This window comes from Paractinoplanes bogorensis (genome assembly GCF_018829635.1).
GTDB classification, from domain to species: domain Bacteria; phylum Actinomycetota; class Actinomycetes; order Mycobacteriales; family Micromonosporaceae; genus Actinoplanes; species Actinoplanes bogorensis.
In genome coordinates this window covers 301,931-324,968 of the sequence record NZ_JAHKKG010000002.1, presented here as the reverse complement: position 1 = coordinate 324,968, position 23,038 = coordinate 301,931, and the positions used below count along the sequence as shown (strand labels likewise).

Below are 23,038 nucleotides of genomic sequence, written 5' to 3'. Positions count from 1 at the left end.
GTGGAAGACCTTGGTGAGATCGTTGGCGAATTCCTCATGGAGAGCCACGAGAATCTGGATCAGATCGACCGCGACCTGGTGGAGCTCGAGCAGGACCCCAACTCCCGGGATCTGATCTCCCGCATCTTCCGGTCGATCCACACCATCAAGGGCACCAGCGGCTTCCTGGCCTTCAGCCGGCTCGAGAAGCTGGCCCACGCGGGCGAGTCGCTGCTCTCCAAGTTGCGCGACGGCGTCATGCCGGTGACCCCGACGACGATCACCACGCTGCTCGCCACCATCGACGGTGTGCGCTCGATCCTCGCCGCCATCGAGGAGACGCAGGCCGAGGGCGACGTCGACATCGACACCATCATCGCCCAGGTCAACGCGCAGATGAACGCGGGTGAGGAGGCCCCGGCGGCCGCACCGGCGCCGGCCGCGGAGGCCGAGGCGCCCGAGCCGCTGGCCGAGGTGCCCGCCCGCGTGGCTCCCGATCCGGTCGACAACCAGCGCAAGCCGATCGGCGAGATCCTGGTCGAGACCGGCGCCGCACAGGCCTCCGACGTCGGCTCCGCGCTGGCCCAGCAGATCGAGGGTGACGAGCGCAAACTCGGCACGATCCTGCTCGACGAGGGCAAGGCCCAGCCGGCCGCGGTCAGCGAGGCGCTGCAGGCCCAGACGCCCAAGCGCAGCATCGCCGACAGCGCCATCCGGGTCGACGTCGACCTGCTGGACACCCTGATGAACATGGTCGGTGAGCTCGTACTCGCCCGGAACCAGCTGGTCCGGGGCGTGATGGAGACCGGCGACGCCACCCTCGTACGGAGTGCGCAGCGCCTCGGCATGATCACCAGTGAGCTGCAAGAGGGCATCATGAAGACCCGTATGCAGCCGATCGAGCACATCTGGTCGAAGCTGCCCCGGGTCGTCCGCGACCTCAGCCAGTCGCTCGGCAAGCAGGTCCAGCTGGTCATGCAGGGCAAGGAGACCGAGCTCGACCGCAGCCTGCTCGAGGCGGTGAAGGACCCGCTGACCCACCTGGTGCGTAACGCGGTCGACCACGGTATCGAGAACCCGGACCAGCGCATCGCCACCGGCAAGGGCCCCGAGGGCACGCTCACGCTGCGCGCCTATCACGAGGGCGGCCATGTGGCGGTCGAGGTCGCCGACGACGGCGCCGGCCTGAACGTGGAGCGGATCGCGCAGAAGGCGGTCGAGAACGGCCTGCTGCGCCCCGACCAGATCCCCAACATGGACCGCCGCGACATCATGGCGATGGTCTTCCAGCCCGGCTTCTCGACCGCGGCCAAGGTCACCAACGTGTCCGGCCGCGGCGTCGGCATGGACGTCGTCAAGACCAACATCGAGAACATCGGTGGCGCGGTCAGCGTCGACTCGAAGCCCGGTGAGGGCACGGTCTGGCGCCTCACCATCCCGCTGACCCTGGCCATCATCCAGGCGCTGACCGTCGACTGCGGCGATCAGCGGTACGTCATCCCGCAGGTCGCGGTGCTCGAACTGGTCTTCATCGACGGCCAGTCCACCAAGATCGAATATGCCTCGGGTGCGCCCGTCTATCGCCTGAGGGGCAAACTTCTTCCCCTCGTACGCCTCGATCGCGCGCTCGGTCTGGACGTGGGCGGCGACCAGGGCGTCTACATCATGGTGCTGCAGGCCGACGGCCGGCGCTTCGGTCTGGTCGTCGACCGCGTGCTGAACACCGAAGAAGTAGTGGTCAAGGCGCTCAACTCGAGGTTCAAGGACATCGGCCTGTACGCCGGCGCGACGATCATGGGCGACGGCAAGGTCGGACTGATCCTGGACGTCTCGTCGCTGGCCCGCCGCAGCCACCTGACCGCCGACGCCGAACGGCAGAACCTGGAGGCGTCCTCGCGGGCGGCCGGGGCCGGCGGCAGCGGGGAACGGTTGCTGGTCACCGCGGTCGGCGAACGACGGGTCGCCATCCCACTCGACACCGTCACCCGGCTCGAAGAGTTCCCCCGCGAACGCATCGAGCACGCCGGATCGCGCGAGGTGGTGCAGTACCGCGGGCAGATCCTGCCCCTGGTGCGGTTGTCGCACCTGCTCGGGGCGTACGGGGAGGAACCCGAGGGCGACACCGTCTCGGTCGTCGTCTACAGCGAGGGAGCGCGGAGCGTGGCGCTGGTGGTCGACCGGATCGTGGACATCGCCGAGAACTCGACCACGGCCCGCCGGGACGCCGAGGAGGACGGTCTGGTCGGCACCGCGGTCATCCAGCAACGGGTGACCGAGCTGCTGGACGTCCGGCGCGCGATCCTGGCCGCCGACCCGAACTTCTACACCGACCTGGAAAACGACGAGCTGCTGGTGGAGGCCTGAGATGGCGAGCCGTCAGTTCGCCACGTTCGAGGTGGCCGAGCAGCTCTTCGGGGTCGAGGTGCACACGGTGCAGGAGGTGCTCTCGTACAGCGAGTACACCCCGGTGCCGCTGGCGCCGCCGGCCATCGGCGGGCTCTTCAACCTGCGCGGTCAGGTGATCGCCGCGGTCGACCTGCGGGTGCAGCTCGGCATGGCTCGCAAGGCGCTCGAGGGCCAGGTGATGAACGTGATCCTGCGCGGCGACGGCGAGCCGGTCAGCCTGGTGGTGGACCGGATCGGCGAGGTGGTCGACCTCGACGACGACACGTTCGAGCCACCGCCCGACACGCTCAGCGGACCGACCCGCGACCTGGTCGTGGGCACGTTCAAGCTGGACGGCCGGCTGATGCTCGCCCTCGACGTCAACGCCGCCGTCGACACGCTCCGCGTCACGACCTGATGTACAGCCTCGTCAGCGCCCCGGTGCTCGGCTTCGACCTGACCCGCCTCACCGGTGGGTCGGCCACGGCCGAGGTCATGCTGCGCGGTTTACGCCTGCAGGCCGCCGACCTGCCGGTGCTCGCCGAGCGGTTGCCGGACGAGGGTGTGCGCGGCCCGCTCTGGGTCGAGGTGGAGAGCGCGGCCCGCCGGATGCCGTCGCTCAAGGGTATGTCGAAGGACGACCCGGCCGGGAGTCTGGCCCTGGTCGAGCGCGCTCCCATCGGTACGGTCGACGCGCTGCTCACCTGCGTGCGGTACGACGTGATGGCCTGGACCTGGACCGGCACCGGGCGTGACGCCCAGCAGTCCGAGGTGGCGGCCGCGGCCACCGCCCTGATCTGTGACGCCGCCGTGGCCAGCTATCTGCGCGAGGTGCTCGACGCCGACACCCGCCGCGGGCTCGGCGCGGGCTGGGTCGCGGCCATGCGCAAGCTGCCGGTCGGGGCGCCGATCGACCTCGGCCCGCACCACTACACGGTGTCGGCGCTGCTCGACCGGTTGCGTTCGCTGCGATCGAGCGATCTGAGCCGGCTTCTCGCCTCGGCCGAGGACGCGCGCCGCAACGCCGGCGGCTGGTCCCCGGCGGTGCATTCGGCGTCCTGGGCGGCCTATCTGTCGGATCGGGTCCGGACCGCCGCCGCGGCGCAGATGCTGTTGGTACAGGCCGTCGACACGGCCGCCATTCCGCTGGCCGACCGGGCCGGTGGGGTGTGGAACATGCTCAGCGGCGCGGTGCAGGCCCTCGTGGTACGAGACCTGCTGGACACCTCGACCGCGCATCGGCTGCTCGCCCCCGTGGTGGCGGCTCTCGGCCCGGCGTGGCTGGGCTGACAAGGAGGAGGCCAGGTGATTTCGGTCCTCGTCGTCGACGACTCGGTCGTCGTCCGCCGCCTGATCGTCGACGCCCTCGGTGGCGCCGAGGGCATCGAGGTGGTCGGCACGGCGTCCAACGGCCTGCTGGCCCAGGCCAAGATCGACCAGCTCAAGCCCGACGTGATCACGATGGACATCGAGATGCCGCAGATGGACGGCATCACGGCGGTCCGCGAGCTGCGCAAGCGGCACCGGCAGGTCCCGGTGATCATGTTCAGCACGCTGTCGGCCTCGGGCGCGTCGGCCACCCTGGAGGCGCTCTCGGCCGGCGCGACCGACTACGTCACCAAGCCGAGCAACGTCGGCTCGGTCAACGAGTCGATCAAAGCGGTCCGCGACGAGCTGGTCCCCAAGATCTATGCCCTGGCCGGTAAGCGCCGCCCGGGAGCCGCCCCACCGGCCCCACCGGCCCGGCCCGCCGTGGCCCCGCCGCCGTCCGCGGCCCGCCCACTGACCCGTCCCGGGGCCGTCACGCCACCACCCGTCGCGGGCCGTCCGCTCGCGAGGCCCGGCGCCGCCCCGGTCAAGGCCGCCGCCCCGCGGCGCACCGCCGCCGGCGGGCGGGTCGACATCCTGGCCATCGGCTCGTCCACCGGCGGACCGGACGCCCTGACCAAGGTGCTGACCGGCATCCCGGCCGACCTGCCGGTACCCATCGTCATCACGCAGCACATGCCGCCCGTCTTCACCAAGATGTTCGCCGAGCGACTCGACCGTGGCACGCCGCTGCACGTCGTCGAGGCGGGCGACGGGATGGAGCTGACCGCCGGCTGGGTCTACATCGCACCCGGCGACAAGCACCTGGTCCTGCACCGCCGGGGCACGGCCACGCTGACCCAGCTCAGCAGCGCGCCGCCGGAGAACTCCTGCCGCCCGGCCGTGGACGTCATGTTCCGGTCGGTCGCGGCCCTCTACGGCGCGTCGGCGTACGCGACCGTGCTCACCGGAATGGGAAGCGACGGACGGGGTGGTGCGAAGGTGCTGAGAGACGCCGGAGCCGAGGTGCTGGCCCAGGACGAGGCCACCTCGGTGGTGTGGGGCATGCCGGGCGCCGTTGTCGGTGCGGGGCTGGCCGACGAGGTCCTGCCGCTCGACCGGATCGCCGCTCACCTGGTCAACCGGGTGAAGTCCGGCCGATCGGCGGCGGTGGCCCGATGACGCTGTCGCAGTCCGAGTTCAACTTCGTGGCCCAGCTCGTACGGCGTGAGGCCTCGATCGTGCTCGCCCCGGGCAAGGAGTATCTGGTCGAGGCGCGGCTCATCCCGGTCGCCCGGGCCGTCGGCGCTGCCGGGGTCAACGAGTTCCTGGCCGACCTGCAGCGCCGGCCCGACCCGGCCAAGCAGCGCAAGATCATCGACGCGCTGACCACCAACGAGACCTCGTGGTTCCGCGACCGGGAGCCGTTCGCGGCCCTGACCGACGTGGTGCTGCCCGAGCTGGTCAAGTCGCGCTCGGCCGCGCGCAAGGTGCGACTGTGGTCGGCCGCCAGCTCCAGCGGGCAGGAGGCGTACAGCCTGGCCATCACCATGCAGGAGAACCTGCCGCCGGGCTGGGGCTACGACATCATGGGCACCGACATCTCGACCGAGATGGTCAAGCGGGCCGAGACCGCGGAATACAGCCAGGTCGAGGTCAACCGCGGCCTGCCCGCGGCTCAGCTGGTGCAGTACTTCGAGCGGGCCGGCGCGCACTGGCGGATCACCCCGGCGCTGCGCCGCAACGTGTCGTTCCGGCTGATGAACCTCACCGCGCCGTTGCCCGCCATGCAGCCGTTCGACGTGATCTTCCTGCGCAACGTCCTCATCTACTTCGACGTCGCGACCAAGCGCACCGTGCTGCAGAACGTGGCCAAGCTGCTTCGCCCCGACGGCTGGCTGTTCCTGGGGGCGGCCGAGACCACGATCGGGATCGACGACAACTACGAGCGGGTGGCCGCCGGCCGCACGTCCGCCTACCGAGTCCGAAGCGGGGCGTCCGTGGGCGCCGCCAGAAGGGGATGACACCCATGCGCGCCATGGTGATCGACGATTCCCGCGCGATGCGGATGATCCTCAAACGCATCGTCAGCAAGCTCAATTTCGAGGCCATCGAGGCGGGCGACGGCAAGGAGGCGCTCGACCTGGTGACCTCGATGACCGAGGTGCCCGAGCTGGCCCTCATCGACTGGAACATGCCGAACATGAACGGGCTCGAGTTCGTCACGGCGGTCCGTTCCGACCCGCGGCTGCGCGAGATGACGCTGGTCATGGTCACGACCGAGAGCGAACAGAGCCAGATCGTCCGGGCCCTCGCCGCGGGTGCCCACGAATACGTGATCAAGCCCTTCACCGAGGGCGCCATGATCGAAAAGCTGGCCCTGCTGGGCCTTGTCCCGACCGGAGCGAACTCATGAGCGTCGAAGTCGAGGTCAACGAGAACGACCTCGCCGAGATGGTGGAGCAGGTGTGGGAGTCGTATCTGGATCCCGAGGGTGTGAACCCGCTGATCCCGACCTACGACGAGAACCAGCCGTCCGAGGTGCACTCCTCGGTCTCCATCACCGGTTCCTGGACCGGGCACATCGTGTACGCGTCCTCCACGCTGGCCGCCCGCCGGGCCGCCGCCGCGTTCCTGGCCATGGAGCCGGACGAGGTGAGCGAGGAGGACCTCTCCGACGTGCTCGGTGAACTCGCCAACATCGTCGGCGGGAACGTCAAGGCGATGCTGCCGCCGGGTGCGCTTCTGTCGCTGCCGCAGGTGGTACTCGCCCCCGAAGCTACGGCGCGCTTTCCCAACACGTCCCGGATCAGTGGGGTCTACGGGGTCTGGGACGGCGAGCCGGTGTCGATCTCCATGTGGCAGAGCCGTGGAGACAACCACAACAAGGAGGGCGCGGAATGAAGATTCTCATCGCTGACGACAGCCGGGTGATGCGGCAGATCGTGGTCCGCACCCTGCGTCAGGCCGGCTTCGGTGATCACGAGCTGATCGAGGCGGCCAACGGGCGCGAGGCGTTCGACATGGTCAACTCGGAGAGCCCCGATCTGGTGCTGTCCGACTGGAACATGCCGGAGATGAACGGCATCGAGTGCCTCCGGCAGCTCCGTGCGGCCGGCAACGACGTCAAGTTCGGTTTCGTGACGTCCGAGAGCACGCCCGAGATGAAGGACCAGGCGGATGCCGCGGGTGCTCTCTTTTTCATCGTGAAGCCGTTCTCAGCTGAGCGATTCGATGAAGTCTTCGCTCCTATTTTGGGATGATTACGACATGTCCGACGTCTCGGTTCTCCCTGGCACCCTGGCCGTTCGCAACCTCTTCGAGGACCTGCTCGGCCGTGAGGTGACCGTCAGTCCTGGTGAGCCCCTCAGCGCAGATGAGGTCCCCACCTCCACGGTCGCGATCTTCACCGACTCCGCGCAGAAGGTGTACGCGGTGCTCGGGATGTCGCTGTCCCTGGCCGCCAACGCCGGCGCCGCGCTGGGTCTGCTGCCGGCCGGTGCGGCCGAGGACAGCATCGACGAGAAGCAGCTGTTCCCCAACCTCGCCGAGAACGTCTTCGAGCTCTGCAACGTGCTGACCAGCCTGCTCAACCGTGAGGGTGGCCCGCACATCAAGCTCTACCAGGTGATCTACCCGGGTGACCCGCTGCCCGGCGACGCCCGGGCCCACCTGATGGCGCTCGGCCGCCGGGTCGACCTGCTGGTCGAGGTCAACCGCTACGGCAAGGGAAAGTTCAGCCTCTCCCTCGCGCCCTGATCTCCGCGTACGTCAAGAAAGCGGGTCCGCCTCCCTGGCGGGCCCGCTTTCTCGGTTGCGGGACGGGTTCAGTTCGGGGCTAAGCAAATTGCCGATCCGGTCGAAGCAAAGGACGAGCCCTGTTGTCGACGGACGGGAGTAAGCCATGACCTTTCCCGGTGTTTCCGGTGCCAATCCGCTGGCGGCTGCCGCCGGCGCGGCCGGCGCCTCCAAGGGCAAGGACGGCAAGGACCTCGGCGACAAAGACACGTTCATGAAGCTGCTGGTGGCCCAGCTGAAATACCAGGACCCCAGCAAGCCGGCCGACTCGACCCAGTTCCTGGCCCAGACGGCGCAGTTCACCCAGGTCGAGAAGCTCGAAGGAATCATGAACATGATGAAGGGGCAGCAGCTGATCACTGCTAGTTCCCTGGTCGGCAAGAACGTCGAGTACATGACCGGTGACGGCGTACGGCTCACCGGAACCATCTCGGCGGCCAAGCTCAACGGCGACGCCGAGCCCCTGCTCCGGGTCGGCAACGTGGACGTGCCGCTATCCAAGGTCACTCAGGTCGAGCAGCAGGGTCAGACCGCGACCGACGCTCCCAAGTCTTAAGCCCTCTCCTCGAGCAAAGGAACGATCCATGCTGCGCTCGCTCTATTCCGGCATCAGTGGCCTGCACGCCCACCAGCAGATGATGGACGTCACCGGTAACAACATCGCCAACGTCAACACCGTCGGTTACAAGGCCAGCTCGGTCCAGTTCCAGGACACGCTGAGCCAGATGACCGCCGCCGCCGGCGCCCCGCAGAACGGCCAGGCCGGCTCCAACCCGGGCCAGGTCGGTCTGGGTGTCCGCAACGCCGGCATCACCTCGAACTTCAGCCAGGGCTCGGCCGAGACCACCGGCAAGGCCGGCGACATGATGATCCAGGGTGACGGCTTCTTCATGACCCGCCGCGGCAACGAGGAGCTCTACACCCGGGCCGGCTCGTTCTTCTTCGACGCCAACGGCACGTTGGCCACCGCGACCGGCGAGCCGGTGCAGGGCTGGACCGCCGATGAGAGCGGCGTGGTGAACCCGGCCGCCAAGCCGGGCGACATCAAGATGCCCCTGGGCAAGAGCATCTCGCCGGTAGCGACCAGCACGGTGGAGATGAAGGGCAATCTGACCAATGACATGCCCGAGGGCGTGACCGACCCGACCACCATCCCGGCCATCGAGATCCCGTTCAAGGCGTTCGACAAGACGGGCAACCCGATCAGCCTCTCGGCGAAATTCACGCGGACCACCACCGATCCCACCGCTGACACCCAGGACTGGACGGTGACCCTCACGAAGTCGGGTGATGCCGGGCCGGCCACGCCGATCACCGCGACCATCCAGTTCAAGGACGGAAAGCCGGTCGCCACGCCGCCGGCGACGAGGGCGACGCTCAATTTCTCGGGGGCGACCGCGATCGACCCCAACATCAGCGACACGTTCACCGTCGACGCCGGGGACCTGACGATGTTCCACGGCCTCACCGAGGCCCGGGTCTCCGACTCGAACGGCAACGCGGCCGGCACCCTGGCCTCGCTCTCGTACACGGTGTCGGACACCGGCCAGATCATCGGCGCGTTCAGCAACGGTCAGAAGAAGGTGCTCGGTCAGGTCGCCCTGGCCACCTTCAAGAACGTCAACGGCCTCGAGAAGACCGGAGACTCGCAGTGGCGCGCCACCGTGAACTCCGGTCTGGCCCAGGTGGGCACGCCCACCAGTGCCGGCCTGGGGCAGGTGATCAGCGGTGCGCTCGAAATGTCGAACGTCGACCTGGCTCAGGAGTTCACCAACCTGGTCATCGCCCAGCGCGGCTTCCAGGCCAACTCCCGCATCATCACCACCTCGGACGAGCTGCTCCAAGAACTCGTCAGCATGAAGCGCTAGACGCCAACGAGCGTGCAGGACCGGCCACGGCCGGGGCAAGCCCGTGCGGCTTGTCCCGGCCGTCCGTTTTTTGCGGATCATTCGCACCTGTACGGCGACCGGTTGGCTATCAGCGGCAACCGGCATCACGCCGAAACACATAGCGAAGGCCCACGGACGGCCTGCCGGCTTAGGACCACACCACCACCAAGGACGGACGTTCGTGATCCTCGTAACCCGCATCAACGGTGCCGTGTTTGCCCTGAACCCGGACCTGATCGAGCGTGCCGATTGCACGCCCGACACGGTCGTCACGCTGGTCGACGGCACTAAGTACGTCATTGCCGAGTCCGTGCCCGAGTTCATCGATTCAGTGCGGCACTACCGCGCCTCACTGATCGCCCAAGCGAGTCGCCTCGAGGCCGAGCCCACCAACACCCACTCCTCCGCCCCGTCGTCCGACGACGACGCCGACGCTAAGGTGCTCCCGCTGCACCGGAATGGTCGCTGATGGATATCTCAACGATTGTCGGTGTGGTCGTTGGCCTCATCATCATCTTCACCGTCCAGATCCTCGAGGGCGGCTCGCCGGCCTCGATCATCCTGATCCCCTCGATGCTGCTGGTGTTCGGCGGCGCGTTCATGGCCGGTATGGCCGGTGGCGTGCTCAAGGACGCGACCGGCGCCGGCAAGACCCTGCAGAAGGCGTTCCTGGCCAAGGTCACCCCGCCCACCAAGCTGGTCGAGGAGGTCGTCAAGCTGGCCGAGCGCGCTCGCCGCGAGGGCCTGCTGGCCCTGGAGGACGCGGTCAAGACCGTGGAGCACCCGTTCCTGAAGCGCGGTCTGCAGCTGGCCATCGACGGCACCGACCCGGACGAGCTGCATGACATCCTGCACGCCGAGATCGCGGCCAAGAAGAAGGCCGACAAGGCGAGCGCCAAGCTCTTCGAGAACATGGGCGGCTACGCCCCGACGATCGGCATCATCGGCACGGTCATGGGTCTCGTGCACGTGCTCGAGAACCTGAACAAGCCCGAGTCGCTCGGTCACTCCATCTCGGCCGCGTTCGTCGCGACCCTCTGGGGCGTGCTCAGCGCCAACGTCATCTGGCTGCCCGTCGCCGCTCGCCTCAACCGCCTCAGCGCGGTCGAGGCCGAGGAGATGGAGCTGGTCGTCGACGGTGTCCTCGCCATCCAGGCCGGCTCGAACCCGCGTCTGGTGGCCCAGAAGCTCCGCAGCCTGCTCCCGCCGGACGAGGCGAAGAAGGCCGAGGCGGCCGCGAACACGAAGAAGGCAGCGTAAGCAGATGAGTTCAGGCGGCGGCAAGCGCAAGCAGCGCCATGAGGAGCACGAGGAGCACGTTAACCACGAGCGCTGGCTCGTGTCGTACGCCGACATGCTTACCCTGCTGTTCGTTCTCTTCGTGGTTCTGTACTCGATGAGCGACGTCAACATGAAGAAGTTCGCCCAGCTGGCCTCCGGTCTGTCCTCGGGATTCGGCGCGCAGAGCGTCGCCTTCCAGGGTCAGACCGGCCCGATGGACGGCGCCGGCAACGCGACCGAGATCGTGAAGATCGACCCGGGCGCCAACCCCGGTGACGGCAAGTCCGGCACGTCCAGCCTGACCTCGCAGCAGGTGGCCGCGGTCAAGGCGGCCATGGCGGCCGAGCAGCGCAAGAAGGCGTCGCAGGACGCCACGGCGGCCGCCAAGGAGGCCGAGAACTTCAAGAAGATCGAGAACAAGATCTCGGACGCGCTGGCGGCCCAGAAGCTGCTCGGTTCGGTCAAGTTCACGATCGACCGGCGTGGCCTGGTGGTCACCGTCGTGACCAACGAGGTCGTCTTCGACGGCAACCGGGCCGACCTGCAGCCGGGCGGCAAGAAGATCCTCGACGCCATCGCCCCGTCGCTCGTCAAGCTGCCCAACAACATCGAGGTCGACGGCAACACCAACCAGCTCAAGGCCAAGACCACCTTCTACCCCAGCGGCTGGGAGCTCTCCGCCGCCCGCGCCTCGACCACGGTCCGTTACCTGATCGACCACGGCCTGGCCAAGAACCGGATGACCGCCGTCGGTAACTCCGACACCAAGCCTCTGATCAACCCGTCGGACCCGCGCTCGATCACCATGAACCGGCGCGTCGACATCGTCGTACTGACCACCCTCACGGCCGACCAGGCGGCACTGCTGCCCTCGGCGGCCGGCGAAGACGCAAAGTTGCACTCCGGTGAGACCTCGGCCCAGGCCGAAGCTGCCGCTAAGCGGGCCGGTACGACGGCCGATTCCAACACCGACACCACGACGCACGACTGAGAGGACCTCGAATATGAGCACCAACGAGATCACCCCGGCCGAGGCGCCGAAGAAGTCCAAGAAGATGCTGATGATCATCGTGATCGCGGCGGTGGTACTGCTCGGCGGTGGCGGGGCCGGCGCGTTCTTCATGATGAAGGGCGACAGCGCGGAGGCCGCACCGACGAAGGGCACCGTCAAGGCGCTCGACGACGCGCTGACGATCAACTTGGCTGACGGCCACTACCTGAAGCTCAACTTCTCGCTGCAGCAGACCACCGACGCCGCCGAGGACGTCGACACCAGCGAGGCGCAGGAGCTGGCGATCGACGAGTACACCGGCAAGACCCTGGCGCAGCTCTCCACCGAGAAGAGCCGCGAGGAGATCAAGTCGGACCTCACCGCGAAGATCGTGAAGGCCTACACCGAGAGCGGCAAGAAGATGGTCATGGGCGTCTACTACACGTCCTTCGTGACCCAGTAAGCAACAGGTCAGAGTAACGAGACGGGCGGGTTCACTCCGGTGAACCCGCCCATTCCTCGTTAATAGGGCAAGTTAGGTCGCTCGGGCTCAGCCGATCCGGAAACGAGCCGATGGGGACAACGTGACCAACGCCGCACGTTCCCCGGGCCGGCTGTCCCGCCGTGGTCAGGGCGCAGGGCCGACCGCGTACGACTTCCGCAAGCCGATCAAGCTGTCCCGCGAGCACATCCGCACGCTGCAGATCGCCTTCGAGACGTACGCGCGCAGCTGCGGAACTCTGCTCACCACGCGGCTGCGGGCGGTCAGCAACGTCACGCTCGCCTCGATCGAGCAGCTGAACTACGACGAGTACGTCGCGGCCCTGAACAACCCCACGGTGATCGCCGTGGTGGGCCTCGACCCGCTGCCCGGCACGGCCCTCATGGAGATCTCGTCCTCGGCGTCGATGACCGCGATTGATCACATGCTCGGCGGCCCCGGCGGTCCCCAGCCGGAACGCCCGCTGACCGAGGTCGAGATGCCTTTGCTCCGCGGTCTGCTCGAGCGGATGCTGGGCGAGCTGCGCTACGGCTTCGAGACGCTGGTCGAGCTGCACCCGAAGCTCAAGGAGATCGAGTACAACGCGCAGTTCCTCCGGGCCCACCAGCCGGGCGACGCCTGCGTGATCGCCTCGTTCGACATGAAGATCGGGGCCGAGGAGACCGCGCACACGTTCTGCCTGCCGTTCAACACGATCCTGCCGGTGCTGTCGAAGACCGAGACGGTGGTGCTGAGCGACGCCGAGCGGTCGGCCAAGGACATGGCGATGCGCAACCTGACGGCCGGCCTCTCGTCGGCCCCGCTCGACGTCGCCGTCCGATTCCAGCCCATCCGGATGCGGACCGATGACATCGTGGACCTGCAGCCCGGCGACGTCGTCCCGCTGGGTCACCCGACCACGCAGCCGCTCGAGGTCAAGGTCAACGAGACCGTTTTTGCCCACGCAGTGCCCGGTAATCAGGGTGCCCGGCTCGCCTGTCTCATCGTGCCGGCCCCCCAGGAAGCCTCGCCCAAGGAGTCTGGTCGCCCATGACCGCGCCCACCATCACCGCGCCGCAGCTGGCGCTCGCCCGGAACGCGGCCGACGCCGCGCTGGGTGTCCTGCCCACCAGCCGTCCGCTGGCCGTCGCCGAGCCGATCGCCGCCTCGGCCGACGTGCTCATCGAGGGTCAGGCGGTCACCGCCAGATTCAGCGGGGCGGCCGCCGGCGAGGTGGTCGTGGTGGTCGGGCAGGACCTGGCCGACGCGCTCAAGGAGAGCCCGCTCGGCGAGCTCGACCTGACCGCCGCCGTCCGGCCCGCCCTGGAGGCCGCGGCCCGCGTCTTCGGGCCGGTCGTGCTCGATCCCGGCCAGGTGATGGAGCCGCAGGTGGCGCTGAGCGCGCTGGCCGCCAAGGACGGCGCGGTGGCGGTGCCGCTGGTCGAGGGCAACGAGATCCGGGCCGTGCTGGCGCTGTCGCTGAGCCCGTGGCCGAGCGACGGACCGGGAGCGGGCGGCAACGTGGCCCGCCGCGACTCGGCCGGACCCTCGATCCAGCTCCGCGGTGGGCTGGACATGCTGCACGACGTCGAGATGGAGGTGTCGGCCGAGCTGGGCCGCACCCGGATGAGCGTACGGGAGCTGCTGTCGCTCACCCCGGGGGCGATCGTCGAGCTCGACCGGGCCGCCGGCAGTCCGGCCGACCTGCTGGTCAATGGTCGCCTGATCGCACGGGGCGAGGTCGTCGTGGTCGACGAGAACTTCGGCATCCGGGTCACCGAGATCGTCACTCCCGGCACCGAGCGGGAGTAACGGCCTTGTTCGAGCTCGTCCTCCGGATCGGCTTCTCGCTCGCGATCATCCTCGGCATGATGTGGGGCCTGGCCCGGCTCGTGCGCCGTCCCTTGCTCGGGCGCGGGCACGGGCAGCTGGTCGTGCTCGAGCGTCAGCAGCTGTCCCGAGGCGCCGCCGTGGCCGTGGTCAAGGTGGCCGACCGGGCCGTGATCCTGGGCGTCACCGATCAGCAGGTGAGCCTGCTCGGTGAGGCCGAGGTCGAGCTGTTCGACCACCACCCGGCCGAGCACCGCGACCACCTGGAGCTGGATCAGGACATCGCCGACGAGCTGGCGGCCGGTCCCGACCTGCCCAAGCGGCATCCGGCGGCCACGGCGCCCGGCCGGCTGGACGGTTCGATCCTCTCGCCGCGCACCTGGCGCATGGCGCTCGAAGTCCTGCGAGATCGGACCAGTCACCGATGATCAAGCGCGCGTTCCTCCTTCTGCTGGCGAGCTTCGGTCTGGCCTTCGTGCTGCTTCCCGGAGCAGCACAAGCTGAGCCTTCCCGTACGCCGTCAGCACCGGAACGCGCGCCGGTCGTCCACGTGGTCGCCCTGCCCGAGCGGGCCCCGGCCCCGCCGTCCCCGCCGGCCCGGCCCACCCGCCCCAACATCAACGTGAACATCAACGGCACCAACCCGGACGGCAGCCGCCCGGCCACGTCGATGATCATCATGTTGGGTCTGACCGTGCTCTCGGTGGCACCGGCCCTGCTGCTCCTGTGCACGTGCTTCACCAAGATCTTCATGGTGCTGGGCATCACCCGCAACGCGCTCGGCATGACCAGCATGCCGCCCAACCAGGTGCTGGCCGGCCTGGCCGTCTTCATCAGCCTGTTCATCATGGGCCCGACCGTGTCGGCCATGAACGAGCAGGGCGTGCAGCCCTATCTGAAGGGCGACAAGACCCAGTCGCAGGCCTTCAAGGACGGCGTGCAGCCCCTGCGCGACTTCATGTGGAAGACCACCCGGGACGACGAGGTGGCGCTGATGATCAAGCTCTCCGGTCAGAAGCCGCCGCGCAACCGCAACGACGTCGAGCTGACCACGCTGGTGCCCGCCTTCATCCTGTCCGAGCTGCGGGCCGCGTTCATCATCGGCTTCGTCATCTTCATCCCGTTCCTGCTGATCGACATGGTGGTCTCGGCGTCGTTGATGTCGCTGGGCATGATGATGCTGCCACCGGTGACAGTTGCTTTACCCTTCAAGCTTCTACTGTTCGTGCTGGTCAACGGGTGGGGGTTGATCCTCACGGCGCTGGTGGCCTCGTACAAATGAACCTCAGCGTCCCCACTGCCGAGCTGCTCGCCCTCATGCTCGGCGCGGCCCGCACCGGCGCGTGGATGATGATGTGCCCGCCGTTCAACTCGCGGCTCATCCCGGGCACGGTCAAGGCCCTGCTGTCGATCGGGCTGACCCTGCCGATGTTCCCCTACCTGCGGGGCACGCTGCCGTCGCTGCAGACGTCGGACATCATCTTCAGCATCCTGATCCAGGTCTTCGTCGGCGCCGGGCTGGGCTTCATCACCGCGATGCTGTTCGCCGCGCTGCAGGCGGCCGGCGACATGATCGACGTGTTCGGCGGTTTCACGCTGGCCATGGGTTACGACCCGCTGTCGCAGAACCAGAGCTCGATCTTCGGCCGGTTCTACAACCTCGTCGCGGTCACCCTGCTGTTCGCGACCGACGGTCACCAGCTGGTGCTGCGCGGCTTCCTGCAGACGTTCAAGACCGTGCCGCTGAACTGGACGTTCGACTCCGGCACGTTCACCGAGCTGCTGCTCAAGGGGCTGGGCGACCTGTTCGTGGCGGCCATCCAGATCGCCGGCCCGCTGATCGCCGTCCTGTTCCTCACCGATGTCGCGTTCGGTCTGCTGAACCGGGTCGCCCCCGCGCTCAACGCGTTCCAGCTCGGCTTCCCGGCCAAGATCTTCCTGGTCCTGATCGTCTCCAGTATCGCCGTCACCGCCCTGCCCGGCGTGGTCGACTCGATCGTGAAGCAGGCCGTCAACGCGGTCCTGCACGTAAGCGGCACCTGAGGCCTGGGGGGTGAGATGTCCGGCGAGAAGACAGAACAACCCACACCCCAGAAACTCAAGAAGGCCAAGCGCGAGGGCCAGATCGGCCGTACGCAGGACATCGGCGCCTGGTTCGGGATGCTGGCCGCGAGCGTGATGCTGCCGCGCACCCTGGCGGCCGCGCTGAAGCACGCCGAGGAGCTGGTGGCCCAGTTCCCCGACGTGATCGCCGACCCGCAGGTGCCGCAGGCGATGGCGCTGCTCAAGCAGGCCATGATGGGCACGCTGTGGGCCGTGCTGCCGCTGTCCCTGACGATGATGGCGGTCGGCGTCGCGGCGGCCGGGGCCCAGGGCGGCATCCGGGTCGCCACCAAGCTGTTCATCCCGAAGTTCAACCGGCTCAACCCGTGGCCCGGCCTCAAGCGGATGCTCGGCCCCCAGGCCCTCTGGGAGGGCACCAAGGCCCTGGTCAAGACGGCCGTGCTGGCCGCCGTGCTCTACACCACGACCAAGAACGTCTTCCCGGCCCTGATCAGTGCCGGTCAGCTGCCGATCGCGTCGCTGCTGGGCACGGTGGTGGACGCGGCCCTCAACCTGATCCGGGCCGCCTCGGTGGCCGGCATCGTGATGGCCGCGGCCGACTACTTCGTCGTGCGCCGCCGCACCAACAAGCAGCTGCGGATGACCAAGGAAGAGGTCAAGCAGGAGTACAAGAACTCCGAGGGTGACCCGCTGATCAAGGCGCAGATCCGGGCCCGGCAGATGCAGATGGCCCGCAACCGGCAGATGGCCGACGTGCCGACCGCCGACGTGGTCATGGTCAACCCGACCCACGTGGCGGTGGCGTTGCGCTACGAGCCGCAGAAGGGCGCGCCGCGCGTGGTGGCCAAGGGTCAGGGGCCGCTCGCCACCAAGATCCGCGAGCTCGCGGGTGAGCACCGGGTGCCGCTGGTCGAGGACAAACCGCTGGCCCGGGCGCTGTACGGCGGCGTCGATGTGGGCGGCGAGATTCCGGCCGAGTTCTTCGGCGCGGTGGCCAAGGTGCTGGCGTTCGTGATGAGCCTGAAGGCGCGAGGTTCGGCGGCCGGGCTGCACCGCAACCCACATTCCGCCACAGAGGTCTCTTAACTAAGAAGTTAGGAGATTTCCTCACATAGGTACCTCTTACGAGGGAAGATCGGCTGGTGGGGGAGGTGTCGTGAAGAACCGCAACATCAGCAAACTCGCCGTGCCCGTCGGGGTCGTCGGCATCATCCTCATGATGGTCGTGCCCATGCCGACCTTCCTGCTGGACATGCTGATCGCGCTCAACATCACCGCGGCTCTGCTGATCATGTTGACCAGCATGTTCGTCCAGAAACCGCTCGACTTCTCGGTCTTCCCGGCACTGCTGCTGGTGGCCACCCTCTTCCGCCTCGCCCTCAACATCAGCGCGACCCGCCTGGTGCTGCGCGACGGCGACGCCGGCAAGGTGATCCACGCGTTCGGCAGCTTCGTCGTCGGTGGCAACCTGGTCATCGGCCTGGTCATCTTCCTGATCCTGGTGATCGTCCAGATGGTCGTGGTGACCAAGGGTGCCGAGCGTGTCGCCGAGGTCGGCGCCCGCTTCACCCTCGACGCCATGCCCGGTAAGCAGATGGCGATCGACGCCGACCTCAACGCCGGTCTGATCGACGAGGACCAGGCCAAGAAGCGCCGGGCCGAGGTCGGGGCCGAGGCCGAGTTCTACGGCGCCATGGACGGTGGTTCCAAGTTCGTCAAGGGCGACGCCATCGCCGCCGTCATCATCACGCTGATCAACCTGGTCGGCGGATTCGCCATCGGCGTGGCCCAGCAGGGCATGGCGGCCGGCGACGCGATGAACCACTACAGCCTGCTGAGCATCGGCGACGGCCTGGTCTCGCAGATCCCGGCCCTGCTGCTGTCGGTGGCCACCGGTCTGATCGTGACCCGCTCGGCGACCTCGGGCGACATGGGCTCGACGGTCACCACCCAGCTCGGCCAGAACAAGCTCGCGCTGCGCATCGCGGGCGGCGCCGCCCTGGCCCTGTGCGTGATCCCCGGCCTGCCCAAGCTGCCGTTCCTGGTGGTCGGCGCGGGCATCCTGATCGCCGCGCAGAAGATGAAGGACCCGGTGCCCGAAGAGGAGGCCGCAGCGGCCGCGGCCGCCGCCGAAGCGCCCGAGATGCCACCGGCCGACTCGCCCGAGCAGTTGCTGGGCGAGATGCGGGTCGACCCGCTGGAGCTGGCGCTCTCACCCGACCTGGTCGACCTGGTCGACGCCAGCAGTGGAGACCTGCTCGACCGCGTACGGGCGCTGCGCCGCAAGATGGCGATGGAGCTCGGCATCATCATGCCGCCGGTGCGGACCCGGGACGACCTGGACCTGCCCCTCTCCTCGTACGCCATCCGCATCTCCGGCACCGACGCCGGCACCGGCCAGGCGCCGCCCGGCACCGTACTGGCGATCGGCGACGGGCTCCAGGGCCTGCCCGGTTCGGCGGGGATCGAGCCGGTCTTCGGCCTCCCCGGCAAGTGGGTGCCGGCCGAGCTGCACTATCAGGCCGAACTCTCCGGCGCGACGGTGGTCGACCGGGCCAGCGTGATCATCACGCACCTGGCCGAGGTGGTCCGCACCAACGCCAGCCGCCTGCTCGGCCGCGAGGACGTGCGAGCCCTGACCGAGACGGTCAAGCGCACCCACCCGGTGGTCGTCGAGGAACTGACCCCGGCCGTGCTCAGCCTCGGCCAGATCCAGAAGGTGCTGCAGGCGCTCCTCGACGAGGGTGTGCCGATCCGCGACCTCGTCCGCATCTTCGAGGCGCTCTCCCTGAAGGCGAAGGTCTCCGTCGACCAGGACAGCCTGGTCGAGGCGGCCCGTGCGGCGCTGGGTCCCGCGATCGCGGCCCAGTACACGACCGCCGGCCGGCTCACGGTGATCACGCTCGACCCGATGCTCGAGCAGCAACTGCTCGAATCTCTGCGGCCCAGTGAGACCGGGGCCTTCATGGCGATCGACGGCATGCGTGCCGAGGCGATCGTCAGCGAAGCGGCCCGGCTCACCGAGACCGCGGAACAGCAGGGCCTGGCCCCAGTGCTGGCCTGCTCGCCACAGCTGCGGCTGCCACTGATGCGACTACTGCGCGCCGGGTCGCGCCGGGTGCAGGTGCTGTCGTACGGCGAAATCTCTGGTTCCACAGCACAGATCGAGACGATTGGGGTGGTGAACGGTGCCTACGCGGGTGCTGCTTGAGGGACCGGCCATCGAGCCACTACTGGCTCAGGTGCGCGATGAGTACGGCTCCCGTGTCCGGATCATCTCCGCCGACAAGGTCCGCAGTGGCGGCGTCGGTGGGTTCTTCGCGAAACAGCATTACGAGCTGTCGGTCGAAGTTCCGGACCCGAATGAGGACAGGAGTGACATGGCACAGCGCACGAAGACGGCCGACACCGGCCAGCACAGCCTGGAACGGCTGCTCGAGCGGGCCGAGTCGCAGGACCGGATGGAGGAACCCGGCCGGGGCGCCAACCGCCCGTTCGGCACGTCCTCGCCGCGGTCGGTGACGCCGGCGTCGTTCGGGATGACCCGGCCGGGCGAGCAGGCGGCTCGTCCGACGCCCGAGAACATTTTCGGGACGGCGGCCCGGCCGACGCCGGCACCGTCGCCCGAGAACGGGTTCGGGGCCGACGAGGGGCGCAGTGCCGCGCTCGGGGACACCGGGGCCGCGTTCGCCGAGCTGATGGCCGGCTTGGACGCGGGACCGGCGGCCGACCGGCTCACGTCGCGTCCCAAGCCCGCGCCGAAGGAGGACACGCCGACCGTACGGCCGTTCCGCCCGGCCGCCGCGAGCGAGTCACCGGTCAACATCGCGCGTACGCCCACGCCGCCCGCGATGGCGCCGATCTCGCCCGCCGCGATGCCGCCGGCCGCCTTCCCGGGGACTCCAGCCGCTTTTGCTGAGACTCCGGCCGCTTTTGCTGAGACTCCGGCGCCGCCCGCTCCGATCGCCGCCCAGGTGTCGCCTGCGGCCGCTCCGGTCTCGCCCGCGCCCAGCCTCGCCGAGCGGATCGGCGGCCTGGTGGCGGCCACCGTCGAGGTCGAGGACGAGCCGGTGGTCGAGCCGGAGCCGGAGCCCGCGCCCGTCGAGACGTACGGCTTCCGTCCGGTCTCGGCCGTCCCGGCCACCCCGGTGCACATCGCCGAACCGGCCGCGGACAACGAGCCGGTCGTCCGCAACCTGATGTCGGTCGGCATGCCCGAGACCATGGCCCGGCAGATCACCGGCAGCGACACGTACGCCGGGGTGCTGAGCGTGCTGGCCGCCCGGCCGAGTGCTCCCGGCATCCCCGACGGCCCGGGCGAGATCCTGGTGCTCGCCGGTGACATCAACCTGGGTGTCCTGATCGGCCGCCAGCTGCTCGACGCGATCGGGGTGGCCGAGAACCACCTGCTGCTGGCCGCGCAGTCGACGGCCGGCACCGGGCTGCACTCGTCCCGGCTGATCTCCACCCCGGAGGCGGCCGAGACCCGGGCCGAGAAGCTGCACGGTGCCGAGGAGCCCTGGGTCGTCGTGCTCGAGGCACCGGTCGGCGGCACCGACCCGATCTGGGTCAACGAGATGTGCGACGCGATCGGGGCGACGGCGCTCTGGGCCATCGTGGACGCCACCCGCAAGACCGCCGACACGGGACGCCACCTGCGCACCCTCGGCGAGGTCGAGTCGCTGGTGGTGCACGGCGTCGAGCTCACCGCCGACCCGGCCTCGGTGCTCGGCCTCGAGCTGCCGATCCACTCGCTGGACGGTAAGCCCGCCACTCCGCACGCCTGGGCCGCCATGCTCTGCGCGCGGATCGCGTCCGACGTCATGCCGGTCGCCGCGGCCCCGCGCCGCGTCACCCGATCGGCGCGGCAGTGATCCGTCCGTCGGTCCTGTTGTTCGCGCTCCTGATGAGCGCGCCGGCGCTGTATCGCTATGTGCTCGACCAGATCGATGTCACCGAGGTACTGATCCGGTTCGTGATCGCTGTGCCCCTCGCCGCCCTGCTTCTGGCCGGGCTGAGGTTCGTCACCGCGGGTTACGGCCGGCCGGAGGGGAAGCCGGAAGGCACCCCGGTGACACCAACTCCGATGGACGAGAAGCCGGCCTGATCGCCGGTACATAAACCGGTACATAAAAAGGGGGGGTGGCCGCCGAGGCGGTCACCCCCCTTTGCCGTACGTGTCAGGCGGTCGTGTCCAGGCGGCTCGAGCCCGGGGCGGCGCGGCGGATCGTCGGCGCGGTCGTCTCGGCCGGAACCGGGCCGTTCCCCGCGTCCCGGCGTCCCGGCAGGCCCGACGGGCCGAACTGCTGCCGTGCCTGCTCCTGCTGGGCGTTGCCCTGCCGCAGGTCGAGCGACGTGTTGCCGAAACCGGCGTCGTTGAGCTCGCGCCGCAGGTCGTCCAGCGCATTGCGCAGGGCGTCGTTGCCGGCGTCGGTCTGGCTGGTCAGCTGCACGTTGATGTCGCCGTTGCGGATCTCGGCCACCACCTGCACCGGGCCGAGGTCGACCGGGTGCAGGTGCACGGTCAGCCGGTGGATGCCGTCGGCGTCCAGCTTGAGCGGCACGATCCGCATCGCGACCTGGGCCGCGGGCGTCTGGAACGGCTGCGAGGAGGCCGGTGGCGGCGGGGTGGCGGCGGCCGGTGCCGCCGGTGCGGTCGCCTGCGGTCCGGTGACGCCGGCGAGACCGGCCTGGCCGAGCGCGCCCGGGTTGGCCGTGCCGTCCGGGGCCACGCCGGGGGCCGCCGCCGGGTTGACCGGGTTGGCGGTCGCGGGGGCGGCGGTCGCGTCGGGGGTGGCCTGATCGGGCAGCGCACCGGGCTGGGCCGCGGCCGCGTCCGGCGATGCGGCTTCGGCCGGGTTCGACGTGGATCCGGCGGCCGCTGCCTGGTCGGCCGGCGGGGCCAGACCGGCCGGGCGGGGTCCGGCCACCGGGGTGTCGCCGGAGGCGGTGAGGGCAGCCGCGGCGTCGGCCGCCGCGGCCGGGCCGGCCGGGGTCGCGGTGCCGGTCGGGTCGGTGCCGGTGCCGGTGTCCGGGCCGCCGGTGGCGGAGCCTGGGCCCGGAGCGGCGCCCTGGCCCGGGCCGGTCTGTGCGGTCTGCGTGGCCTTGGCGAGTTGTGCGGCCAGCGCGGGCGAGAGGGGTGCGCCGGTGCCGGTAGCACCCGGAGTCGTCCCGGTCGGCGCGTCCGGGGTGGCGGACTGGCCGGTGGCCGGCGGGGTGGGAACCGCGGCCTTGGCCGGTCCGCCCGCGAGGGACACGGCGTCCGTGCCCGCGGCCTGGGCAGCCTCCGGCGAGCCCGGCGTCGGCGTGGGCTGAGCCGCTTGACCCGCGATCATCTGCGCGAGCGTGGCCGGCGTCGGCGTGGCGGTCGCCTTCGAGTCGCCGCCCTTGGTCGCGTCGTCGCCCTTCTGATCGGAGCCGACCCGGTCATCGGCCGAGGACTTGGTGTCGTCGGCCTGGTCGGCGCGGCCGCTCTGGGCGGCCCGGTCACGGTCCCCGGCCTGGTCGGCACGGCGGTCGGCGTCGGCCCGAGTCCGGTCGGTCTCGGCGCGATCAGCGCGGGCCCGGTCGGCTTCCGAACGGTCGGTGCGAGCCGTGTCAGCCCGGGCCCGGTCGGCTTCCGAACGGTCGGCGCGAGTCGAGTCAGCCCGGCCCCGGTCGGTCTCCGAGCGGTCGGCCCGGGTGCGGTCCGCATCGGATCGGTCGGCCCGGCTCCGATCCAGGTCGGCCCGGCGCTGGTCGGCGCGGTCGGCGGCATCCCGCTGCAGGGCGCTGCGCCCGGCCGCGTCGGCCTGGCGGTCGGCCGCCCGGTCCGCGGCCCGCTGCTCGGTGGCCCGCTGCTGAGCCGCCCGATCCGCCACCCGCTTGTCGTCCGCCCGCGCGGCGTCGTCCGGGCCGGGCCGGTCGAGTTCGGCCTCGAGCGCGGAGCCGAACTCCTCCCCGCCCTCGCCCCGCTTCGCGCCGGGGCGGCGCAGGTCGGCGATCGACGTGCGGTCCGTCTGTCCGACGGAATTCGGCGACTTCATGCGGTCC

General features: G+C 69.5%; 25 protein-coding genes. 24 read left to right on the top strand and 1 reads right to left on the bottom strand.

Translation table 11 applies throughout. From position 1 onward, the window contains the following. From KOI35_RS06365 to KOI35_RS06250, 24 genes are all read left to right on the top strand, one after another. Entirely contained in the window at positions 1 to 2,343 is a 2,343-nt protein-coding gene (locus KOI35_RS06365; RefSeq protein WP_215785102.1) for a chemotaxis protein CheW, read from the top strand. A 1-nt stretch (position 2,344) separates the two neighbouring features. After that, the gene (locus KOI35_RS06360; protein ID WP_215785101.1) at positions 2,345 to 2,782 is read left to right on the top strand and encodes a chemotaxis protein CheW; all 438 of its coding nucleotides are present in this window, start codon (positions 2,345 to 2,347) and stop codon (positions 2,780 to 2,782) included. Next, positions 2,782 to 3,654 carry a hypothetical protein gene (locus KOI35_RS06355; RefSeq protein ID WP_215785100.1) on the top strand — a complete coding sequence of 291 codons (873 nt, stop codon included), beginning with the start codon at positions 2,782 to 2,784 and terminating at the stop codon, positions 3,652 to 3,654. The genes KOI35_RS06360 and KOI35_RS06355 overlap by 1 nt, the downstream gene beginning before the upstream one ends. Before the next feature lie 15 nt (positions 3,655 to 3,669). After that, the gene (locus KOI35_RS06350) at positions 3,670 to 4,854 is read left to right on the top strand and encodes a protein-glutamate methylesterase/protein-glutamine glutaminase (RefSeq protein ID WP_215785099.1); all 1,185 of its coding nucleotides are present in this window, start codon (positions 3,670 to 3,672) and stop codon (positions 4,852 to 4,854) included. Then, positions 4,851 to 5,696, top strand: a complete 846-nt coding sequence (locus KOI35_RS06345) for a CheR family methyltransferase (protein ID WP_215785098.1) — start codon at positions 4,851 to 4,853, stop codon at positions 5,694 to 5,696. Before KOI35_RS06350 ends, KOI35_RS06345 begins: the two co-directional genes overlap by 4 nt. A gap of 5 nt (positions 5,697 to 5,701) precedes the next feature. Continuing rightward, a complete protein-coding gene (locus KOI35_RS06340; RefSeq protein ID WP_246612625.1) occupies positions 5,702 to 6,088 on the top strand; it encodes a response regulator in 387 nt (128 codons plus the stop codon). Then, a complete protein-coding gene (locus KOI35_RS06335; RefSeq protein WP_215785096.1) occupies positions 6,085 to 6,576 on the top strand; it encodes a chemotaxis protein CheX in 492 nt (163 codons plus the stop codon). Before KOI35_RS06340 ends, KOI35_RS06335 begins: the two co-directional genes overlap by 4 nt. Next, entirely contained in the window at positions 6,573 to 6,935 is a 363-nt protein-coding gene (locus KOI35_RS06330) for a response regulator (protein ID WP_215785095.1), read from the top strand. The genes KOI35_RS06335 and KOI35_RS06330 overlap by 4 nt, the downstream gene beginning before the upstream one ends. A 7-nt stretch (positions 6,936 to 6,942) precedes the next feature. Further along, positions 6,943 to 7,431: a hypothetical protein gene (locus tag KOI35_RS06325; protein WP_215785094.1), complete on the top strand. Its 489-nt coding sequence runs from the start codon at positions 6,943 to 6,945 to the stop codon at positions 7,429 to 7,431. A 145-nt stretch (positions 7,432 to 7,576) separates the two neighbouring features. After that, positions 7,577 to 8,026, top strand: coding sequence for a flagellar hook assembly protein FlgD (locus KOI35_RS06320; protein ID WP_215785093.1), 450 nt, complete (start codon positions 7,577 to 7,579; stop codon positions 8,024 to 8,026). Between the two features lie 28 nt (positions 8,027 to 8,054). Further along, positions 8,055 to 9,338, top strand: a complete 1,284-nt coding sequence (locus KOI35_RS06315) for a flagellar hook protein FlgE (protein WP_215785092.1) — start codon at positions 8,055 to 8,057, stop codon at positions 9,336 to 9,338. A gap of 202 nt (positions 9,339 to 9,540) precedes the next feature. Further along, positions 9,541 to 9,828, top strand: coding sequence for a flagellar FlbD family protein (locus KOI35_RS48265; RefSeq protein WP_215785091.1), 288 nt, complete (start codon positions 9,541 to 9,543; stop codon positions 9,826 to 9,828). Next, positions 9,828 to 10,619 (top strand): flagellar motor protein, encoded by a 792-nt coding sequence (locus tag KOI35_RS06305; RefSeq protein ID WP_215785090.1) that lies wholly within the window; start codon positions 9,828 to 9,830, stop codon positions 10,617 to 10,619. The genes KOI35_RS48265 and KOI35_RS06305 overlap by 1 nt, the downstream gene beginning before the upstream one ends. Before the next feature lie 4 nt (positions 10,620 to 10,623). Then, positions 10,624 to 11,631, top strand: coding sequence for a flagellar motor protein MotB (locus KOI35_RS06300; protein WP_215785089.1), 1,008 nt, complete (start codon positions 10,624 to 10,626; stop codon positions 11,629 to 11,631). Between the two features lie 13 nt (positions 11,632 to 11,644). After that, positions 11,645 to 12,094 carry a flagellar basal body-associated FliL family protein gene (locus KOI35_RS06295; protein ID WP_246612624.1) on the top strand — a complete coding sequence of 150 codons (450 nt, stop codon included), beginning with the start codon at positions 11,645 to 11,647 and terminating at the stop codon, positions 12,092 to 12,094. 121 nt (positions 12,095 to 12,215) lie between these two features. After that, positions 12,216 to 13,166: a flagellar motor switch protein FliM gene (locus KOI35_RS06290; RefSeq protein WP_215785088.1), complete on the top strand. Its 951-nt coding sequence runs from the start codon at positions 12,216 to 12,218 to the stop codon at positions 13,164 to 13,166. Next, the gene (gene fliN / locus KOI35_RS06285) at positions 13,163 to 13,924 is read left to right on the top strand and encodes a flagellar motor switch protein FliN (RefSeq protein WP_215785087.1); all 762 of its coding nucleotides are present in this window, start codon (positions 13,163 to 13,165) and stop codon (positions 13,922 to 13,924) included. The genes KOI35_RS06290 and fliN overlap by 4 nt, the downstream gene beginning before the upstream one ends. Positions 13,925 to 13,929: 5 nt before the next feature. Beyond that, positions 13,930 to 14,370, top strand: a complete 441-nt coding sequence (locus KOI35_RS06280) for a flagellar biosynthetic protein FliO (RefSeq protein ID WP_215785086.1) — start codon at positions 13,930 to 13,932, stop codon at positions 14,368 to 14,370. Continuing rightward, positions 14,367 to 15,224 (top strand): flagellar type III secretion system pore protein FliP, encoded by an 858-nt coding sequence (gene fliP, locus KOI35_RS06275; RefSeq protein ID WP_215785085.1) that lies wholly within the window; start codon positions 14,367 to 14,369, stop codon positions 15,222 to 15,224. Before KOI35_RS06280 ends, fliP begins: the two co-directional genes overlap by 4 nt. Next, positions 15,221 to 15,985 carry a flagellar biosynthetic protein FliR gene (locus KOI35_RS06270; protein ID WP_215785084.1) on the top strand — a complete coding sequence of 255 codons (765 nt, stop codon included), beginning with the start codon at positions 15,221 to 15,223 and terminating at the stop codon, positions 15,983 to 15,985. The genes fliP and KOI35_RS06270 overlap by 4 nt, the downstream gene beginning before the upstream one ends. 15 nt (positions 15,986 to 16,000) lie before the next feature. Beyond that, positions 16,001 to 17,092, top strand: coding sequence for an EscU/YscU/HrcU family type III secretion system export apparatus switch protein (locus KOI35_RS06265; RefSeq protein ID WP_215785083.1), 1,092 nt, complete (start codon positions 16,001 to 16,003; stop codon positions 17,090 to 17,092). A 70-nt stretch (positions 17,093 to 17,162) separates the two neighbouring features. Beyond that, on the top strand, positions 17,163 to 19,217 hold the full coding sequence (gene flhA / locus KOI35_RS06260; RefSeq protein WP_215785082.1) for a flagellar biosynthesis protein FlhA: 2,055 nt from the start codon (positions 17,163 to 17,165) through the stop codon (positions 19,215 to 19,217). Then, positions 19,195 to 20,880, top strand: a complete 1,686-nt coding sequence (locus KOI35_RS06255; protein WP_215785081.1) for a hypothetical protein — start codon at positions 19,195 to 19,197, stop codon at positions 20,878 to 20,880. The genes flhA and KOI35_RS06255 overlap by 23 nt, the downstream gene beginning before the upstream one ends. Continuing rightward, positions 20,877 to 21,113 carry a hypothetical protein gene (locus KOI35_RS06250; protein ID WP_215785080.1) on the top strand — a complete coding sequence of 79 codons (237 nt, stop codon included), beginning with the start codon at positions 20,877 to 20,879 and terminating at the stop codon, positions 21,111 to 21,113. Before KOI35_RS06255 ends, KOI35_RS06250 begins: the two co-directional genes overlap by 4 nt. Positions 21,114 to 21,186: 73 nt before the next feature. On the opposite strand, the gene KOI35_RS06245 is transcribed toward KOI35_RS06250, so the two are convergent. Beyond that, the gene (locus KOI35_RS06245) at positions 21,187 to 23,031 is read right to left on the bottom strand and encodes a flagellar hook-length control protein FliK (RefSeq protein WP_215785079.1); all 1,845 of its coding nucleotides are present in this window, start codon (positions 23,029 to 23,031) and stop codon (positions 21,187 to 21,189) included. Between the last annotated feature and the right edge of the window lie 7 nt (positions 23,032 to 23,038).

Coding starts and splice junctions, on each gene's coding strand:
- fliP (WP_215785085.1), top strand. CDS start 14,367: ATGATCAAGCGCGCGTTCCTCCTTCTGCTGGCGAGCTTCGGTCTGGCC.
- KOI35_RS06340 (WP_246612625.1), top strand. CDS start 5,702: ATGCGCGCCATGGTGATCGACGATTCCCGCGCGATGCGGATGATCCTC.
- KOI35_RS06355 (WP_215785100.1), top strand. CDS start 2,782: ATGTACAGCCTCGTCAGCGCCCCGGTGCTCGGCTTCGACCTGACCCGC.
- KOI35_RS06315 (WP_215785092.1), top strand. CDS start 8,055: ATGCTGCGCTCGCTCTATTCCGGCATCAGTGGCCTGCACGCCCACCAG.
- KOI35_RS06345 (WP_215785098.1), top strand. CDS start 4,851: ATGACGCTGTCGCAGTCCGAGTTCAACTTCGTGGCCCAGCTCGTACGG.
- KOI35_RS06265 (WP_215785083.1), top strand. CDS start 16,001: ATGTCCGGCGAGAAGACAGAACAACCCACACCCCAGAAACTCAAGAAG.
- KOI35_RS06325 (WP_215785094.1), top strand. CDS start 6,943: ATGTCCGACGTCTCGGTTCTCCCTGGCACCCTGGCCGTTCGCAACCTC.
- KOI35_RS06270 (WP_215785084.1), top strand. CDS start 15,221: ATGAACCTCAGCGTCCCCACTGCCGAGCTGCTCGCCCTCATGCTCGGC.
- KOI35_RS06320 (WP_215785093.1), top strand. CDS start 7,577: ATGACCTTTCCCGGTGTTTCCGGTGCCAATCCGCTGGCGGCTGCCGCC.
- KOI35_RS06305 (WP_215785090.1), top strand. CDS start 9,828: ATGGATATCTCAACGATTGTCGGTGTGGTCGTTGGCCTCATCATCATC.
- KOI35_RS06300 (WP_215785089.1), top strand. CDS start 10,624: ATGAGTTCAGGCGGCGGCAAGCGCAAGCAGCGCCATGAGGAGCACGAG.
- KOI35_RS06330 (WP_215785095.1), top strand. CDS start 6,573: ATGAAGATTCTCATCGCTGACGACAGCCGGGTGATGCGGCAGATCGTG.
- fliN (WP_215785087.1), top strand. CDS start 13,163: ATGACCGCGCCCACCATCACCGCGCCGCAGCTGGCGCTCGCCCGGAAC.
- KOI35_RS06360 (WP_215785101.1), top strand. CDS start 2,345: ATGGCGAGCCGTCAGTTCGCCACGTTCGAGGTGGCCGAGCAGCTCTTC.
- KOI35_RS06335 (WP_215785096.1), top strand. CDS start 6,085: ATGAGCGTCGAAGTCGAGGTCAACGAGAACGACCTCGCCGAGATGGTG.
- KOI35_RS06245 (WP_215785079.1), bottom strand. CDS start 23,031: ATGAAGTCGCCGAATTCCGTCGGACAGACGGACCGCACGTCGATCGCC.
- KOI35_RS06295 (WP_246612624.1), top strand. CDS start 11,645: ATGAGCACCAACGAGATCACCCCGGCCGAGGCGCCGAAGAAGTCCAAG.